Origin of the sequence: Acinetobacter sp. A22 (assembly GCF_030913345.1) — a bacterium.
Taxonomy (GTDB): Bacteria; Pseudomonadota; Gammaproteobacteria; order Pseudomonadales; family Moraxellaceae; genus Acinetobacter; species Acinetobacter junii.
Genome location: NZ_CP133162.1, coordinates 3,191,825 through 3,209,330, shown reverse-complemented (window position 1 = coordinate 3,209,330; position 17,506 = coordinate 3,191,825). Strand labels below are relative to the sequence as shown.

General features: G+C 39.8%; 17 protein-coding genes. 5 read left to right on the top strand and 12 right to left on the bottom strand.

The window, feature by feature from the left end; all coding sequences use genetic code 11:
• Nucleotides 1–39: 39 nt before the first annotated feature.
• The gene (locus tag Q9Q86_RS15695; protein ID WP_023013747.1) at nucleotides 40–453 is read right to left on the bottom strand and encodes a putative four-helix membrane protein; all 414 of its coding nucleotides are present in this window, start codon (nucleotides 451–453) and stop codon (nucleotides 40–42) included.
• Nucleotides 454–752: 299 nt separating this feature from the next.
• On the opposite strand from Q9Q86_RS15695, the gene Q9Q86_RS15690 reads away from it, so the two are divergent.
• The 4 genes from Q9Q86_RS15690 to Q9Q86_RS15675 all read left to right on the top strand — a co-directional run bounded on the left by Q9Q86_RS15690 (nucleotide 753) and on the right by Q9Q86_RS15675 (nucleotide 4,568).
• On the top strand, nucleotides 753–2,792 hold the full coding sequence (locus Q9Q86_RS15690) for a M3 family metallopeptidase (protein ID WP_112987652.1): 2,040 nt from the start codon (nucleotides 753–755) through the stop codon (nucleotides 2,790–2,792).
• A 38-nt stretch (nucleotides 2,793–2,830) separates the two neighbouring features.
• Nucleotides 2,831–3,037, top strand: a complete 207-nt coding sequence (locus tag Q9Q86_RS15685; RefSeq protein ID WP_004909296.1) for a YheV family putative metal-binding protein — start codon at nucleotides 2,831–2,833, stop codon at nucleotides 3,035–3,037.
• A gap of 12 nt (nucleotides 3,038–3,049) precedes the next feature.
• Complete coding sequence (locus Q9Q86_RS15680; RefSeq protein WP_171293864.1) at nucleotides 3,050–3,493, top strand: hypothetical protein; 444 nt, start codon at nucleotides 3,050–3,052, stop codon at nucleotides 3,491–3,493.
• Nucleotides 3,494–3,689: 196 nt separating this feature from the next.
• Complete coding sequence (locus Q9Q86_RS15675) at nucleotides 3,690–4,568, top strand: DMT family transporter (protein ID WP_039908708.1); 879 nt, start codon at nucleotides 3,690–3,692, stop codon at nucleotides 4,566–4,568.
• A gap of 81 nt (nucleotides 4,569–4,649) precedes the next feature.
• Here Q9Q86_RS15675 and Q9Q86_RS15670 read toward each other — a convergent pair whose 3' ends face one another.
• From Q9Q86_RS15670 to Q9Q86_RS15620, 11 genes are all read right to left on the bottom strand, one after another.
• Complete coding sequence (locus tag Q9Q86_RS15670; protein WP_305156059.1) at nucleotides 4,650–6,254, bottom strand: IS66 family transposase; 1,605 nt, start codon at nucleotides 6,252–6,254, stop codon at nucleotides 4,650–4,652.
• 74 nt (nucleotides 6,255–6,328) lie between these two features.
• A complete protein-coding gene (gene tnpB / locus Q9Q86_RS15665; RefSeq protein WP_158319084.1) occupies nucleotides 6,329–6,640 on the bottom strand; it encodes an IS66 family insertion sequence element accessory protein TnpB in 312 nt (103 codons plus the stop codon).
• Nucleotides 6,641–6,660: 20 nt separating this feature from the next.
• A complete protein-coding gene (locus Q9Q86_RS15660) occupies nucleotides 6,661–7,044 on the bottom strand; it encodes a transposase (RefSeq protein WP_148699016.1) in 384 nt (127 codons plus the stop codon).
• A 94-nt stretch (nucleotides 7,045–7,138) separates the two neighbouring features.
• Nucleotides 7,139–9,340, bottom strand: a complete 2,202-nt coding sequence (locus Q9Q86_RS15655) for a TRAP transporter large permease subunit (protein ID WP_004964292.1) — start codon at nucleotides 9,338–9,340, stop codon at nucleotides 7,139–7,141.
• Between the two features lie 332 nt (nucleotides 9,341–9,672).
• Entirely contained in the window at nucleotides 9,673–10,419 is a 747-nt protein-coding gene (locus Q9Q86_RS15650; RefSeq protein ID WP_004912080.1) for an IS5 family transposase, read from the bottom strand.
• A 178-nt stretch (nucleotides 10,420–10,597) separates the two neighbouring features.
• Nucleotides 10,598–12,808 (bottom strand): TRAP transporter large permease subunit, encoded by a 2,211-nt coding sequence (locus tag Q9Q86_RS15645; RefSeq protein ID WP_112987442.1) that lies wholly within the window; start codon nucleotides 12,806–12,808, stop codon nucleotides 10,598–10,600.
• A gap of 153 nt (nucleotides 12,809–12,961) precedes the next feature.
• Nucleotides 12,962–13,531: a rhombosortase gene (gene rrtA / locus Q9Q86_RS15640; RefSeq protein WP_004951830.1), complete on the bottom strand. Its 570-nt coding sequence runs from the start codon at nucleotides 13,529–13,531 to the stop codon at nucleotides 12,962–12,964.
• An 88-nt stretch (nucleotides 13,532–13,619) separates the two neighbouring features.
• Entirely contained in the window at nucleotides 13,620–14,702 is a 1,083-nt protein-coding gene (locus Q9Q86_RS15635; RefSeq protein ID WP_099948048.1) for a hypothetical protein, read from the bottom strand.
• A gap of 360 nt (nucleotides 14,703–15,062) precedes the next feature.
• Nucleotides 15,063–15,269, bottom strand: a complete 207-nt coding sequence (locus tag Q9Q86_RS15630; protein WP_171053826.1) for a hypothetical protein — start codon at nucleotides 15,267–15,269, stop codon at nucleotides 15,063–15,065.
• A 211-nt stretch (nucleotides 15,270–15,480) separates the two neighbouring features.
• Nucleotides 15,481–15,858, bottom strand: coding sequence for a hypothetical protein (locus Q9Q86_RS15625; protein WP_227540267.1), 378 nt, complete (start codon nucleotides 15,856–15,858; stop codon nucleotides 15,481–15,483).
• A gap of 4 nt (nucleotides 15,859–15,862) precedes the next feature.
• Nucleotides 15,863–16,120, bottom strand: coding sequence for a succinate dehydrogenase assembly factor 2 (locus Q9Q86_RS15620; RefSeq protein ID WP_039047469.1), 258 nt, complete (start codon nucleotides 16,118–16,120; stop codon nucleotides 15,863–15,865).
• Between the two features lie 184 nt (nucleotides 16,121–16,304).
• Here Q9Q86_RS15620 and Q9Q86_RS15615 point away from each other — a divergent pair, with 184 nt between their 5' ends.
• Entirely contained in the window at nucleotides 16,305–17,477 is a 1,173-nt protein-coding gene (locus tag Q9Q86_RS15615; protein ID WP_004909327.1) for an acyl-CoA dehydrogenase family protein, read from the top strand.
• Nucleotides 17,478–17,506: the final 29 nt, after the last annotated feature.

Below are 17,506 nucleotides of genomic sequence, written 5' to 3'. Positions count from 1 at the left end.
CGGCTCTCTTTCTGTTTTAGAGTTTCAGCTTTTCTTAAATTAAGTTCTATCAAAAAACACGAGTACTCCCCAAAAGCCCAATAAGACAAGATACCAAATCTGCCCTACCAATTCTTTCCCACCAAAAGTACTCAGTATTTCAAAAGTGAGTCCAGATGCAAACAATGCTAACAGCCCAAATACCGCCAGCATGATTGCCCAATCCCCCAACCCATATAAACGTTGTGGTTTTTCACCACTTTTCTTACGTTTAAACCAGCTTAGGAATAATTTATAGTAGACATAGAGTGCCCCAGCACCACACACAAGAAAGAACAACGTCGAAGCTGGACTATTGGCAGAAGGGCTTCCAATCCCCCTAGAGCCCACATATACCGCATTGTTTACCGTAGCGCTGGAGTGAGCAGAAACACACAAAGTTAAGAAAAAAACACTGATACTTTTTAATCTCATGATTAGGTTTAACCTATCTAGTTACGCATCGTGCTACAAAAAATTCTTCGTTAGATTTTCTTTGATCATGAGTTTAGCAAGAAATCGGCTTTCATCAAGACATTTACACCGAAGATAAAATTTCTTTTAAATTATAATTACTTATCAAAATTTTCAGCCACCATCCTAAACCACATACAGGCGTTTATAAATAAAAAATGAATCTAGATATAAGAGATGAAGCATAGTTACACTTGATTTCTCCCCCGCTAAGCCCTACATCTATAACTATGTTTAAAGATGAATATGGCAAAAATACAATGACACTACAGCAAGCGACACTCCCCACTCCCCAGTTTGATCAAATTCAACTTGCAGAATTAAAACAACAGATTGAACAGACTATTCAAAATGGTCAAAACTTCTTAAATCAACTCAATGAAGTTCCACAAGCTCCTGAAGACCAACTGGCAACTTTGGCGGAAGTCGATCAGCTTGAAAATAATATGAGTGAATCATGGGGAATTTTGTCACACCTCAATGCGGTTATGAACAATGCCGAAACCCGTGAGGTGTATCAGGCACTTTTACCTAGTTTAAGCGAATATTACACTCAGCTTGGACAGCACACGGTGTTGTATCAAACTTATCAACATATTCATGATAGTGCAGTATTTCAAACGCTGAGCGAAGCACAACAAAGTGCAATTAAACTCGCTTTACGTGATTTCAAACTATCAGGCGTTGCTCTCGAAGGCGAAGCCAAAAAACGTTATGCGGAAATCTCAGCACGTTTATCGCAATTATCTTCAGATTTTTCTAACCATGTACTCGATGCAACACAAGCCTACTTCAAACCATTAACCGAAGAACAGCTCAAAGGTTTACCACAAAGTAGTGTTGAATTATTAAAGCAATACGGCCAACAACGCGAGCTTGAGCAAGCCGTTGCCACACTCGACTTCCCTGCTTATTTTGCGATTATGACCTATGCCGATGATCGAGAACTTAGAGAGGAACTCTACAAAGCCTACGTGACTCGTGCTTCAGAACAATCAGACAAAACCGCGTTCGATAATACCCCTGTGATGGAAGAAATTCTGAGCTTGCGTCAAGAAATGGCTCAACTGCTTGGCTTCAATAATTTTGCTGAATATTCATTGGCTAGCAAAATGGCACCTGATGTTGATACCGTCGATAAGTTTTTGGTCGACTTGGCAGAACATGCCCGCACACCAGCCCTTGCTGAAATCGCTGAACTGAAAGCAATTGCACAACAAGATGGTGTTGAAGAATTAAAACCATGGGATTCAACCTACTATTCTGAAAAATTGAAACAACAACAATTCAATTTGTCTCAAGAAGCGCTTAAACCGTATTTCCCAGCACCCAAAGTTGTGGATGGTTTATTCCAAATCGTTCAACGTCTTTATGGTATTCAAATCATCGAACGCCAAGCCCCTGTTTGGCAAAATGATGTACGTTATTTTGAAATTGAAGATCAAGGTCAAGTGGTCGGTGGTTTCTATTTTGACTTATATGCCCGTAACGGCAAACGCGGTGGCGCATGGATGAGTGGTTTCCGTTCTCGTGTGCAAACGGCCAATGGTCTACAAAAACCAATTTGCTATATGGTGTGTAACTTTACCCCACCGATTGGCGATCAGCCTGCGCTATTGACTCATGATGAAGTGATTACATTATTCCATGAATTTGGCCATGGCTTACATCACATGCTGACCGAAGTGGATAATATCTCAGTTGCAGGTACGCATGGTGTTGCATGGGATGCCGTTGAATTACCAAGCCAGTTCATGGAATTTTGGGCTTGGGATAATGAAAGTTTGGATGTACTCAGCGAACATACTGAAACTAAGCAAACTTTACCGCAAGAATTGCTATCTGCTTTGTTGAATGCACGTTTCTTCCAGTCAGGTATGCAAACTCTGCGTCAGATTGAATTTGCTCTGTTTGACTTAACCATTCACCGTCAAACACCCGCTTTAAACAGCGAGCAAATCCAAACTACATTAGATGAAATTCGTGCTAAATTTGCGGTTGTTCCGACTGTTCCTTATAACCGTTTCCAACACAGCTTTAGTCATATTTTTGCTGGCGGTTATGCAGCAGGTTATTATTCTTATAAATGGGCGGAAGTTTTGGCGAGCGACGCCTTTGATCGTTTCGAAAATGAAGGTATTTTTAACACCGAGACTGGAAAAGAATTTAGAAAGTTTATTCTAGCAGTTGGCGGAAAAGATACAGCACTTGATGCGTTTCGCAATTTCCGAAAAAGAGAACCAAAAATAGATGCATTATTACGTCATCAAGGTTGGACGAATACGCATAAAACCGCTTAAACTACGTCATTATTGTTCACAGGATGTAATTAACTGACATGAAAAGACAGTTCATCGCGGGTGCTAAATGCCCAAAATGTGGAGCCTTAGATCGTGTGGTTAAGATCATCACTGTGGATGACGAATGGATTGAATGTATCGAATGTGCTTATAGTGAACAGCGTCCTACTCACGTAGAACCAGCTGAACCCGCTGAGCCAGATGAAATTGGGGTGATACAATTCAAGCCTCGTCATTTTGACTAGAAAGGTTAAAAAATGATGTCCTCGTATCAAAATGAAAACTCTAAATTATTATGGATGATCATCGGTGTAATCAGTATCGTCGTGGTGCTGATTTTTGCAGTACAGTGGTTTCTATCTCAAAAAAATCATGAGGCAACTGTTACACCAACGGTGCCAACGATTAGTAAAGCTGCACCGTCAGCACGTCCAGTCGAAACGACTGAAACTGTACAAGCTGCAAGCGAAGTTACTGCACCTATCCAACTAGTTGAAGAGTCAATTATCAAAGATCCAATTCCTGCAAATGACACTTTAGCCAAAGAAGAAATTGCTAAACTGGATGATATTCATCAACAACTTAAAGATCAGCAAAATGAGCTAAAGCAACAATACACTGATGTTGATACTTTAGTAAAACTGAAAGAAGATCAAATTAAGCTTCTTGAAGCTCAACTTGCAGCACAAAATAAATCATAAATAAGTAAGGCTTTAAAATGGGTTATAGCCTTAACGTCTTCGATGATTTGTTGGCCATGCTTGATTTAGTTCATCCCTTAATGTGAGGTCTTAACCTCTCTACTTTATATAATTCAATCGAAAATAATAATCGTACATTTCTTTAAAGGCAGCAGAGGCTTAGAATACAAGCTGCATCCTTGCTCTCACAATGATTATGACGCTGAATCAACCTAATCGTAAGCTCTTCTTAGCGATTAGCTGCCTGACCATCTCGGCTTTTCTTTTCTCCATCATGGGCATCTGCATCAGATACGCATCTCAAACTGTAGATAATTACACGATTGTTTTTTTCCGTAATTTCGTTGGGTTGATGCTTTTCCTACCATTTATTATGAAACAAGGTACAAGCTTTGTTAAAACAGAAAAATTGTGGATGCATACTTGGCGAAGTCTGGTTGGGCTTGCAGCAATGTATGGTTTTTTCTATGCGATTGCACATTTGAAATTGTCCAATGCCATGGTATTTACGTATTCCTCACCTATTTTTATTCCATTGATTGCTTGGCTATTTTTAAAAGAACGTATTACTAAAGCAATGTTAATGGCAGCTGCATTAGGATTCTTGGGCGTATTTTGTGTTGCAAAACCTGATCAAGGATTGTGGAATTGGGTATCTGCGATAGGCATAGCATCTAGCCTACTTGCATCAATGGCATTTGTAACCGTAAGAGCACTAACCAAAACTGAACCTCCAGAACGTATCGTGTTTTATTTTTGCTTGATCGGCTCCGTACTTTCAGCCATACCGATGTTTTGGGTTTGGCGACCTTATGCTTTGAAAGAACTTTTTTTTCTTATTGCAGCAGGAATACTTGCGAATGTCAGCCAAATTTTTATGTCTCACGCTTATCGCCTTGCTCCAGCTGGACAGATAGCACCAGTCAATTATATGGCGATCATTTTTGCGGGTGTTTGGGGCTTCTTTCTTTGGCAAGAAACACCTGATTTTTATAGTTTATTCGGTTTTGGATTAATATTACTGGCAATTATTTTATGTAGTCCTTTGAGTCAAAGGCAAAGAAAAAGTCTCTAATAAAGCACAAATTAAAAAGCACCCGAAGGTGCTTTTTTAGGAGATAAGAGGTAAGCGTCCGCTGAACCCCATGCCTATTTTTTAATTTGAGTTGGATTTCCAGCGATGTGGCAGTAATTCTTCTATTTGGGTCGCTTTATGCGTCGGCAGCCTTTTCAGCACATCACTGAGATAGGCATACGGATCCAACCCATTCAGCTTTGCTGACTGGATTAAAGTCATGATATTTGCCGCTCGCTGTCCACTGCGCAGCGAACCTGCAAACAACCAGTTCTTACGGCCCAATGCCCAGGGGCGCATTGAGTTCTCTGCCCAGTTATTGTCAATGGGTAGATTGCCATCATCCAGATAGCGGCTTAAGGCTGGCCAACGCTTCAGACTGTAATTGATGGCCTTGGCGGTTGGAGAACTCGATGGCACCGTCAGATAATGTTGGTTGAGCCATTCATACAGTTGTTGCATCACCGGTTGGCTGTGCTGTTGTCGGTATTCGCGGCGGTGTTCTGCTGTACTATCGGTCTTTTTCCTGAGTTCGGCTTCTATCGCATACAGTTTCTGAATCATCAGTAATGCCTGTTCAGCGATCTGACTTTTCCCAGTCACATGTAGCTCATGGAATTTACGACGTGCATGCGCCATGCAGCCCACCTCAATGACATCGCCTGATTTAAAGCGTGCTTTATAACCACTGTAATCATCACAGACCAGATAACCCTGCCAGCCATTCAAGAACTCTGCAGCATGCTGACCTGAACGGCTATCCTGAAAGTCATAGATCACCGCTTGAACTGGATTGTACTGTGTAGTGGCATAGGCCCAGACATAACCTTTCTTCGGTTTTTTCTCATCATCACCCATCCGCATAATGGTGACTGGTGTTTCATCTGCATGGATCACCCGCTGTTGCAGCACCACCTGTTTTAAGGCATTGGCCAGAGGTTCCAGTTCCACACCGCAGCGACCTATCCAGTCAGATAAAGTAGATCTGGACAGATCAATGCCCGCCCGCTGATAGATCAGGCGCTGACGGTACAGCGGCAAATGATCGGCATACTTCGATACCAGCACATGGCTGAGCAGTTCAGGTGAAGCAATGCCTTTATCAATCACATAGGCGGGCATCGCTTGCTGAGTCAGGGTGTCACACTGATCACAGACCCATTTGCCACGCACATGCTGTTCCTTATAGAACTGTGCCGGTCTGAAATGCAGTTTTTCACTGATATCTTCGCCGATACGACGTAACTGGCAGCCACAACTGCATTGGGTTGATGCTGGTTCATGCTCAATACGGATGGTGTGTAGATGATCTGGCAGTGGTCGACGTTTAGGTTTATTGACTGTGGCTTTGTGTGTCGCTGCATTGGTTTTATCTGCATTTAGCCGTTCCAGTTCTAGATCAACCGCGGCAATATCTTCTTCAACCGCTTCATCCCACAGATGGATTTGTTTTGCCGTTAAGTGTTCATTCTTTTGAGCGAATTTGTGCTTTTTAAACAGCGCCAGTTCATGCTCGTATTTTTGATTGAGAATAGAAAGATGTTGAACTTTAGAATCTAATTGCTGGTTTGATTTTTCTAATTCTTGATTTGATTGTGCCAGAGACTGATGCTGCATTGCCAACTGTCTGGTGAATTCCAGCAGTTGTTCATGGGTCAGTTGGCTTAAGTCAGGCAGCGTATTCATGACCGCAGTATGCCTGAGGTCATGACGCAGAGGAAATAGAACGTTTGGAGAATAGCAGAATGCACCAACCTGGTTTAGAGCATCGTCACTACCTGCTGTCGTCCAATGCGCTGCCAGGGCAAACCCTGGATCAGTGCCTGTAACTGTTCCGGGCTGAGGGCCACGGTTTCACCTTGGTGAACTTGAGCCCAGTGAAATTTACCCTGTTCCAAACGCCGGGCACACAGCCAGATGCCCAGTCCATCATGTACCAACACTTTCATACGATGACCACGTTTATTACAGAACAGGTAGGCGCAATGCGGTTTGATGTAGCCAAAGGCTCTCACCACCTGAGCCATGGTCGTATCCATACCTGCACGCATGTCCATGGGCTGAGTAGACAACCAGATTTCATCAATGCGGATCATGTTGCAAGTGCCTTGAGTAATTCTGCCAAGGCAGGTATTTCTGATACTTGCCATTTCAAGCCAATTTCTGCTTTTGAGTGGGGTAAAGTAATTTGAACCTTTAACATGTCAGTAGGAGTAGGATCTAATGGTGCAGAGCAAGATAAGGCAATAAATGCAGGTTTATTCGGTAGTGGTGAGCGATCATTCCCTGGCTTACCATCAATTAAGCGAATCCATTTGGATACAAGATTTGTATTCAATCCATGTTGCAAAGCGACCGAAGCAATTGAAACGTCCGGTGCTTTACAAGCCTGAACGATCTGCTGTTTAAATTCAGCACTGTATGTTCTTCGTTTTTTCGCAAGAGATGCGATGGATGTCTGGTGATTTGTAGTCATAAATTTTAGTCCCCACTTGTTTTTAAGTGGGGACTAAATTAAGGCTTATAGGATGAATTCATAAGGTGTGTTCAGCGGACGCTTACGATAAGAGTTAGTGTTTATACCAACCAAACATTTGGAAAATGTATGGTGCGTAAGTTACCAACACTAAAGATGAGAACAATACGATAATAGGTAATAACCAACGCTCATATCGGAAGTAGAAACTTGTATATTTCTCTTTCGCTTCCTTATCAGCTGCCGTAACCTCTTCATCACCGACGGAGAGTCGCGTCAACAAATGGTTCAGCGCAACAGGCGGTGTCACATAACCAAACTCAAATGCAACCAATACGATCATCCAGAAGTGAATTGGATGGATACCATTCTCGTAAGCCACTGGAGCAATCGTTGCAGCAACAAGAATTACCGCACCGAATGGATCGGTTGTCATACCAATAATTGCTAGTAAAAGCGCAATAAATGCCAGTGAAATATAGATATTGCCCAAGTGTGTAGGCAATAACTCAACCACTTCTGCACGTTCGATTAGACCACCAACACTTGCAGACAGAGCCATCAACAAGATCAATGCACCAATATGTCCTACAGTTTCTGATGTTGCAAAACGTAAAGCCCCACCAAAACCAAAGCCTTTGCTGCCATGTGGATCATGAGACTTTAAGAACTCAGACTTTTTCTCATGCTCACGAACTAAAGCTTCATGTTTAGGATCTGTTACTGGTACTGGATGTTTAGCCGCAAATAATTTGTCGAACAAAATCATCGCGATTAATACCAATGGAAGAATCATTGGTGCTGTAAATTCATTGATTGATGTATCTAAAGCAAGCTTATAGAACATCACCACGGCCAAACCAATGATCACATAAGGAATCACAGGAATACACGCGCGTAACATACCAGGTACAGCAACTTTCGGTGAATTCACACGGAATTTTTCTTCAGCAAGAATCAATGAAACGCCTAAGAAAATAAATGCGGTTAGCCAGAAGACATAAATACCGTGATCAAATAACTCTGTTGAAGTCACATGACGACTATCAAGCATCGAAATCAAAATCACAAGTAAACAAGGACGGATCACTACACCTAGTGAACCTGACATTGCCGATACCGCTAAGGCATATTGACGACGTGCACCAGAGTTCCAAACCTCTTTATAGATGATCGCACCAGCTGCAATAACGAAAATACCAGAAGCACCTGTATATGCTGTTGGAATCGCTGCTGCAATCAAGATTAACCAAGTTAAAGTTTCTGGAGCCAAGTTCCATGGACGTAAAATATTCAGGAACAAATCCATGACACGCGTTTGAGTCAGCAACATACCTGCCCAAATGAACAATGCTAGATTTAAGAAAATCCCTGAGAATTCAACCAAAATACCGAGGTAAATACCTTGCCCCATTGGATAATCCATGAAGAAGGTAAAAACAATACCTGTCACAAGTGACATATAGGCATATAAAGGTACGCTTAAGAATGCTAAACCAACATTTCCTTTTTCTTGAGCATTTTTAGGGACCAAGAATAATTGGAATACACTGATAATGGTCATGACTACGAATAAAATAATCCATAACCATGAAATCGCCATCGTTTTAGCTGTAACTTCAACACCAGAATTGAGTAAGGACTGATATTGGCTCCAAACAGAAGCACTTAATAATCCATTACCCAAGATCATCAAAGTTGAGTAAACACGATAGTCAATTTTGCTTTTTGGCGCACGTAAACCAATATGGTGGTAGCGCAAAGATGCTGTAATCGACGTAAACAAGACCATAACTAATAAAAGAACAGTCTGGTTTTCCGATCCAACCTTAAAGATACCGAAGAAAGATGTTTCAACTTGACGATATGTACGAATGCTTGGATGTGCTTCCAAATGCTTCATAGCTTTATCGTAAAATTGATATTTCTCTTCACACTGTTGTTGCGCACCCATTAAAGAAGCACGAACATCTGCTTCAGAAGCAGCACCAAACATGCTTGCGAACTCATCTGCAGCATTTGCTTTCATTTGCGCTTGAACTTGTGCTTCGATGTCAGGATGTCGATCACAAGAAGGTTTTTCAGGTTCAGCTCGTAAATACGAGTACTGCATTCCTGTAGTTTGATCACCGTAAAGACGCTCACCCATACGGAGCATCTGACCGTGAATCATTTCGCCAGTACCAATAAGCAAAGTCATTAGCAACAAAGCAAGAATGATAAATGTAGATATCCAATCATTCCAGATATAACCCAAACGAGCTAATCCAGACTTTTTGTCTTGATCATTTTGCATGTGTATTCCAGTTTATTTTTTCTCAACATCCATCCAAAGATGTTGAATCATGCGTTGTCCTTGGTTGATAGATAAATGAATTACCCTCTTCGGAACCAATCCCTTTTTAAACCGCCTAAATTTGCAGCAAACTTTTCTAAAAAATAATGACTGCAATCACTTTTTTGTAAGTTTTTTTTATCAATTTAAACAATGAATAATTTTAACCGTAAAAATATTAAAAGCATTTAACCTACTGTCGAAGCATACTGGTTTACTTGGATTTGCAAAATCTTTGGCAAAAATATTTAAAACGATTAGGGTCTGTTGACATTTACTGTTCATAATTAAACCTATAAAGGTAGCCATAAAAATATACAGGCTAAGGCAACAGCACTTTGATAATTTCTTTTGAGCTTGTCATATCGAGTAGCTATCCCTCTAAATTGTTTTAATCTACAAAACATATTTTCAACTAAATGCCTGATTTTATATAAATACCAGTCCATATGATCATTGTTCGATTGGCTATTTATTTTCTTTGGTATATTCGCTTTTGTTCCTGTTTTTCTGATCTGCTCACGCAGTGGTTCTGAATCATAGCCTTTATCTGCGCATACCACTTCTGTCTCTTTTAAATCTAATGTTGCTATTAAATCAGGTGCAACTTTGATGTCATGTGTAGTGCCATCGGTAATCATGAAATCAATAGGATTGCCATGTGAATCAACAATCAAATGTATTTTTGAGGAGTTTCCTCCTACACTTTTAGAAATGGATTGATTCGCTATACCGGCAGAATGTTGATGAGCACGTACGTGAGAGCCATCAATAAAAATCCACTCCATATCGGGGCATGATGCTAATAATTTGAATAATCTAAGCAACTTACCGCTGCTTGACCAACGATTAAAACGTTTGAAAATAGAGTTTGATTGACCGAAATAGGAAGGAATATCTCGCCACGGACAGCCTGTTCTAATTCTATAGAGAATAGCTTCAATAAAATTACGTAAATTTGAGTTGTGATGAATAGATAAATTACGCAAAATAGTTTTCAACTTTTGCCAGTGTTGATCTGTCAGCATGGTACGAGGAATAGCGAATAGTAAAATTGGGTTTGGCAATTTGATTTTACTACTTCGCTATTTTTTTAAGCTAAAAGTGTCAACACACCCTAACTATCTCAAATTTATTCAAATTTCTTATTTAGAGAAAATTGATGAGCTATTTCGAGAAATAAAAAAAGCACCCGAAGGTGCTTTTTTTATTGTTAGTTTAGTTATACCAACCAAATAATTTAAAGAAATACGGAACGTAAGCAATAATTAAGATTGCAGGTACCATCACCAATAAAGGCAATATCCAACGTTCATATCGATAGTAGAAAGACAAATGACGAACTTCTGCATCTGCTTCAGCCACTTCCGCATCACCAATCGATTGTCGAGCCAAGAGATGGTTTAACGCAACTGGAGGTGTGACGTAACCCAACTCAAAACCAATAAGCGCAATCATCCAGAAATGAACAGGATCAATACCATATTGATATGCAACAGGTGCGACTGTAGCCGTGATCAGAATCACAGCACCAAATGGATCCATGATCATACCTACGAAGATCATCAATAATACAATCAACGTAATCACGACAACAATATTATTAATATCTTGCGGGAATGCATCCATGATATGAATTTGCTCAAGGAAACCACCGACACTCACTGAAAGCGCCATCAGAATCACAAGTGCACCGATATGCCCTACTGTTTCACTTGAAGAAGCATGCAATGCTTTAGCAAAGGAGATATTACGCTCTGGTTTGCGTGGGTCATCTTCTGGATTAATTTTTGGTGCAGGTTGACTACCATCCGCAGGCAATGTGTAGCTATTCAAAGTACTGTCCCAATGACCAACAGGCGCCAACGGTGCAGGTTCTTTACGTAACTTATCAAACAATACCATCATCAATAGAATCACAGGCATCATTACAGGTGCAGTAAATTCATTGAGATCAGTTGCTAATGCATGTTTGTAGAATAACCAAATCAAAACAAAGATCACGATATATGGTGATACAGGTACGAATGCACGTAATGATTTAGGCAATGCAACTTTAAATGGTGCAATACGGAATTTTTGTTCTGCAAAGAATAATGCAATCACCAAGAATAACGTTGAGGTTAATAGGAATGTGTACATCCCGTATTTATAAAGCAAATCAGTCGTTACTTCTTTGTTCAGTGAAGCGACTACTACGATCAATAAACATGGACGTAGAACTACACCCATTGAACCCGATAGCGCCGTTGCTGCTAAAGCAAACTGACGGCGTCCACCCGCATTCCACACTTCTTTATAAATAATCGCACCCGCAGCGATAACGAAAATACCTGATGCACCTGTATAGGCTGTTGGTAATGCCGCTGCAAGAAGGATCAACCAAGTTAAAGTCTCTGGAGCCAGATTCCAAGGACGTAAGATATTGAGGAATAAATCAACAATACGTGTTTGCTTGAGCAACATACCCGCCCAAATAAACAATGCTAGATTCAAGAAAATATTCGAGAATTCAACCAACTGCCCCAGATAAATACCTTGCCCCATTGGATAGTCCATGAAGAAAGTAAATGCAACCCCGGTGATAATCGCCATATAGGCATATAAAGGAATGCTGAGGAAGGCTAAACCGACATTACCACCTTCACGAGTTGCAGCAGGTGGTTTGATTAGTTGGAATAAGCTGATGAGTGTCAGCACACCAAACAATATCATCCACAACCAATAAATCACGTTCATTTCTGGTGTGATCGGAACACCTGAATTCATGACCGATTTATATTGGCTAATCACAGATGATGTGAGTAATGCATTACCCATCAACATCGCAATACCATAAACACGGAAATCAGTTTTGGTAGCAGGACTACGTAAACCAATGTGATGCGCTTTCAATGTTGCACTTATTGCTGCAAATACAACCATAATAACGAGGAATAACGCACGGTTCTCTGTTCCAAATTTAAAGATACCAAAGAAACTAGTTTCAATTTTACGATAAGTACGAACACCAGGATTGGCTTCGATATGCTTCATTGCCTTATCATAGAATTGGTATTTCTCATCACATTGTTGCTGAGCCGCTATCAGCGAAGCTCGAACATCTGCCTCAGAAGCTACACCAAACATACTCGCAAACTCATCAGCAGCATTGATTTTCATCTGCTCTTGAACTTGTGCATCTATATTTGGATTTCTGTCACAGATTGGTTTCTCTGGTTCAGCACGTAGAAATGAATATTGCATTCCTGTATCAGGATCACCATAAAGGCGCTCCCCCATACGTAAAAGCTGACCATGAATCATCTCACCTGTTCCAATAACCAATGTCATTAGAAGCAAGAAAAGTATGACAAAGGTCGAAATCCACTCTGTCCATATATGGCTGAGCAGACCTAATCCAGATTTTTTCTCTTGATCATGTTGCATGTCTATTCCACTTTATTGTTCTCAACATCCATCCAAAGATGTTGAATCATGCGATGTATATGGTTGATAGAGAAATAACACCCTCTTGATAACCAATCCCTATTTAAACCGTCTAAGTTGTTGATAAGTTTGTATGAAAGTGACTTAATGTTTTTATTTCTTAATCCTTTTTAATAGCAAATAACCAAGTCCACAAAATACACCTCCAATTGCTCCAATCAAATGTGCTTCTGTTAGTACAGGACTTCCTATTAATTGTGCTGTACCTGTTTGACCAAAGGTATTTTCCCAAACAAGTTTGGCAAATATGAGCACTAAAACTAAAATTGCGAATGTTCTTTCCTTTGGATATTTTAGATAAACCAAACTTACCGCTGTATAAAGACCATGCAATACGCCTGATAAACCTGCATAAGCTTCAATATAAGGAAAGTAAAAATAAAAAATGAGGCTGATAAATGGTGGTAACAGTAATAACAACCAAACTAGATGTCTATTACGCGCATGTGGAAAAATAAAAGGTAAACAAGCAAATGCAAGCATATTCAAAAAGAAATGCATCCATCCAACATGTACCCAATGGGCTGTCCATAAACGCCAGACTTCGACCAGTACACTAGGCTTCCAATAGATGAAATGATCAGCAAAAACTTGCAGACTTGCAGAGATCGAAATACATACTGCGATCAATATGACTTTCCGTATCCATATTTGATCTTTCATTTACGTACCCCTCTTTTAAAACGGACCTTTTACATTCAACATTAACCAGTAATGTACTTAAATAATGTAAAAGGTCGTTTAATCTAGGTTACTGAGCTGGGGTCTCTTCTGCAGGAGCAGATGCACCATCCCCACCACCATCAAATAGCTCATCTAATTCTGAAGAACTTTCTTGTTTATCATCCCAGAATGTTGATAGACCTTCATCGGTAGCACGTATGCCAGTATTTTCTGTCCAGTAACGATCCGCAATTCCACGAACCATTAGACCTGCCATTTTGTCAATTAATCTAAATTGAGGGTTTGCAGGTTTATCTTCCCCTGTTGCAGCAGCATATGAACGGAATGCATCTCTAAGTTTTGCATCATCACCACTTGCTTGTGCAGCAACAGCATAAAGTGCATGTGCTAAGCGAACACCTTTTTTCTCACCAATTTGCATCGATTCTTTCATCGTTGCATAAGGTTCAGGTTTACCATCACCAGCACCTGGTAATAATGTCCAAATCACAGCACGAGTCGCCATTGGAGCGCCCCAGAACTTTTCATTATCTAGACATGCCATACCACGTTCTACAATACCCGCAATATCTTTCGGTACATTGATTGCACCACCAGAGTTAATATCATTGGTCATCGCTTGTAGACCATTCACCATACCCAATAAATATACGGTTTGATCTAAATCATTACGCATAGTTGGACATGAATCGCCTAATTTATACTTATATTTAGTTTCCCAACGATTCGCGAAAAGCTTGTAGCTTGCATATTGACGTTCTGCTGCAATACCAGCCCAACGTTTTTGCTCAATACGAGCATCTTGAGCTTCAGTCACTTGACCCGCTTTAGAAGCACGCAAATAACGTAATTCAGCCTCAAGCGCTTGATTTTCGGCACAAATACCCGCGGCAGTATACAATAAAACAGCCATTCGGGTCGGGTCGGCACCCATATCTTTGGTTGACATAATTGCAGGAGTTAATGCATTTCCTGAATTACATACCATTTCAGCATCTTCCATTGCTAAAATTGGTGGTACGATATGTTTTTCACTGAATCCTAACGCGACATTTGCACCAGTTTTAATGACATATGAACACCCTGATAACATTGAAGTTGTAACCAAAGCAACCGCCACACCCTGTCCAATTTTGTGGAGTTTAGACATTCTTCCTGTCCTCTAATTAATTTGTTTTTCCTTTTAGATGTACCTTATCAGATGCAATACTTGAATTAAAGAGTAATTGCTCTAATTTTAACGTGGACATTTTGACACAAGTCACAGAAAAGAGAATTGACAGAGAATTGAAGATCTAAAAATTTCAGGCAAAAAAAAGTAGCATTGCGACGGTTCAGCACATGCTACTTATTAACTGGTTAAAACGTGAAACTCTTTTATATTTTAGTTTTGTTGCAAATAATCCTTGAGTAATGTTCCAGCTCTTCCTATAACAATCGCCATAACGACTGCAATTACTAGAAACATCCACATTGAAATCTCCATAGAGACCTCCTACACTTTTTGTATCTACTTTTGATAGATACTAGATCGACGTTCGACATCAGCATTCACGGGATTGTGATATATTGATGACACCTTCAATCTCTTTCTCTTGGTCACTGCAACATTACGTTGATGTGATTCAAGAAGTTCCCTGAGTAAAGTTCCTGCTCTTCCTATTACAATTGCAAAAACGATTGCAATCACCAGAAACGACCATGTTGGAATTTCCATCATTTTAGGACCTCCACCACACTTTACGTTGGTGTTTGTACTTTAGCGAAAAGGTAGCGATCTTGATGCTCAGATTGTCTGACAATCATCATTTTCATTATTTTTTAGAGTATTTAATCTAACAATTGTTTTTAAAGTTGAGTAAAAAAACACTATCTAAATGATTTATATTAAATTAATTTAATTATACAAATGTAGACTTGTCTAACAATTATGCAAGTTTTGAGAGTAATTTAAGCATTTTCCATTGATTTAAAGACAATTGATCCCACCAAATTACACATGTTTTTGATTCAATATTAGAAAAATGCAGCACAATATATAAATGATGATCAACAATTTTGAGTAATTTTCCTTGCTCGATATTAAGCTCTACTCCATCAAAACGAATCGACCAATCATCGTCACAGAGATACTCAATTTGATTTATTTTCGGTTTGTTTAATGCCGACCAGCCCGCCCATCCCATAATCAACAAGCACACTAACCATAAAAAAGCTGACAATAATTGATAAAGTAGGATATTGATACCCAAAAAACAAAACAGCTGCAATCCTAGCGAAAATCGACTAGATTGCAGCTCAAACATACGTTTAGCCGTGTACATATTTTTTTAATTTTAAAATAAACGCTTTTAACTCTGCACGTGGTGGCTCACCCACTTCCATAAACCAATCCAACAAATCAGGATCTTCTTGATCCACCAACTCTGCAAATAATGCTTTTTCTGTTGGGTCTGCAGTCAAATAATATTGTTTAACATAAGGGTCAAAGTACACATCAATTTCTTTTAACCCACGACGTGCACGATAAATCACCTTGCGCTCTTCCAGTGTCATTTCATCAGACATTACTTATTCCACTTGCAACAAAGACAGCATAGTGTACCTGATCCAGTTTTATCTGCGCATAGATTTTTATAAGGTGACCAAATACATCAATCAAAATGAGCATTGATCACATTGTTGAATAATTCAGCTTTCTTGTATCTTCATGATGATCATTTAATCCAATGAACTAGGGAAAAAATAACAAATGCAATCAGGTGCCATTCGTCCAATTCCAAACATGCTTCCACGTAAACTTTTTACTCCAGACCATGAAGCATTCCGTGAAACTGTTCGTAAGTTCTACGAAAAAGAAGTTGTTCCAAATATCGAAAAGTATGAGAAACAGCAGCATGTAGATCGCGATTTATGGAACAAAGCAGGTGCGCTAGGTTTGTTATGCACAACGATGCCAGAAGAATATGGTGGCTCAGGTGTGGATCGACTCTACAGTATGATTCTGATTGAAGAACAAGCATATGCGATGGACTCAAGCACAGGTTTTTCTTTGCATTCAGATATCGTTGCTAATTACATTAATAATTTTGGTAATGAAGATCAGAAGCAAAAATGGTTGCCAAAAATGGCATCAGGTGAAACGGTTACGGCTATTGCTATGACAGAACCAGGTACAGGTTCAGATTTGCAAGCTGTTCGTACAACGGCTGTACTTGATGGTGATGAATACGTTATCAATGGTTCTAAAATTTTCATTACCAATGGCTATCTTTGCGACATGGCAATTGTAGTTTGTAAAACAGGTAACAGCGACAAAGGTTCAGCCAATCTTTCATTAATTATTGTCGAAGCAGATCGTGCAGGTTTTAGTAAAGGTAAACCTTTAAACAAAATTGGTATGAAAGGACAAGATACATGCGAACTCTTCTTTGACAACGTCCGCGTACCAAAAGAAAATTTACTAGGTATGGAAGGCATGGGCTTTATCATGCTCATGAAAGAATTAGCATGGGAACGTATGTTAGTTGCGATTATTTGCCAAGCAGGTGCTGAAGCAGCTTTTGCACATACAGTTCAATATACTAAGGACCGTAAAGCATTTGGAAAACCAATTGGGACTTTCCAAAATACTCGCTTTAAACTAGCTGAACTAAGAACTGAAATTGATTTCTGTCGTACCTATTTAGATCGTTGCATGGAATTACAGTTAGAAGAAAGTCTAGGTGTCGATGCTGCTGCGGCTGCCAAATACAAAATTTCTGATATGTTCTCTAAAGTTGTAGATGAATGCTTACAATTGCATGGCGGATACGGTTATATGCTTGAATACCCAATCGCACGTGCCTACATCGACAACCGTGCAAACCGTATTTATGCTGGAACCAATGAAATCATGAAAGAGCTGATTTCTCGCACCCTATAATAAGATCTAAAGGGATAGCACTATCGATA

Coding starts and splice junctions, on each gene's coding strand:
- Q9Q86_RS15680 (WP_171293864.1), top strand. CDS start 3,050: ATGATGTCCTCGTATCAAAATGAAAACTCTAAATTATTATGGATGATC.
- Q9Q86_RS15625 (WP_227540267.1), bottom strand. CDS start 15,858: ATGTTTGAGCTGCAATCTAGTCGATTTTCGCTAGGATTGCAGCTGTTT.
- Q9Q86_RS15615 (WP_004909327.1), top strand. CDS start 16,305: ATGCAATCAGGTGCCATTCGTCCAATTCCAAACATGCTTCCACGTAAA.
- Q9Q86_RS15670 (WP_305156059.1), bottom strand. CDS start 6,254: ATGAATACGCTGCCTGACTTAAGCCAACTGACCCATGAACAACTGCTG.
- rrtA (WP_004951830.1), bottom strand. CDS start 13,531: ATGAAAGATCAAATATGGATACGGAAAGTCATATTGATCGCAGTATGT.
- Q9Q86_RS15620 (WP_039047469.1), bottom strand. CDS start 16,120: ATGTCTGATGAAATGACACTGGAAGAGCGCAAGGTGATTTATCGTGCA.
- Q9Q86_RS15660 (WP_148699016.1), bottom strand. CDS start 7,044: ATGACTACAAATCACCAGACATCCATCGCATCTCTTGCGAAAAAACGA.
- Q9Q86_RS15675 (WP_039908708.1), top strand. CDS start 3,690: ATGACGCTGAATCAACCTAATCGTAAGCTCTTCTTAGCGATTAGCTGC.
- Q9Q86_RS15645 (WP_112987442.1), bottom strand. CDS start 12,808: ATGCAACATGATCAAGAGAAAAAATCTGGATTAGGTCTGCTCAGCCAT.
- Q9Q86_RS15635 (WP_099948048.1), bottom strand. CDS start 14,702: ATGTCTAAACTCCACAAAATTGGACAGGGTGTGGCGGTTGCTTTGGTT.
- Q9Q86_RS15655 (WP_004964292.1), bottom strand. CDS start 9,340: ATGCAAAATGATCAAGACAAAAAGTCTGGATTAGCTCGTTTGGGTTAT.
- Q9Q86_RS15630 (WP_171053826.1), bottom strand. CDS start 15,269: ATGGAAATTCCAACATGGTCGTTTCTGGTGATTGCAATCGTTTTTGCA.
- Q9Q86_RS15695 (WP_023013747.1), bottom strand. CDS start 453: ATGAGATTAAAAAGTATCAGTGTTTTTTTCTTAACTTTGTGTGTTTCT.
- Q9Q86_RS15685 (WP_004909296.1), top strand. CDS start 2,831: ATGAAAAGACAGTTCATCGCGGGTGCTAAATGCCCAAAATGTGGAGCC.
- Q9Q86_RS15690 (WP_112987652.1), top strand. CDS start 753: ATGACACTACAGCAAGCGACACTCCCCACTCCCCAGTTTGATCAAATT.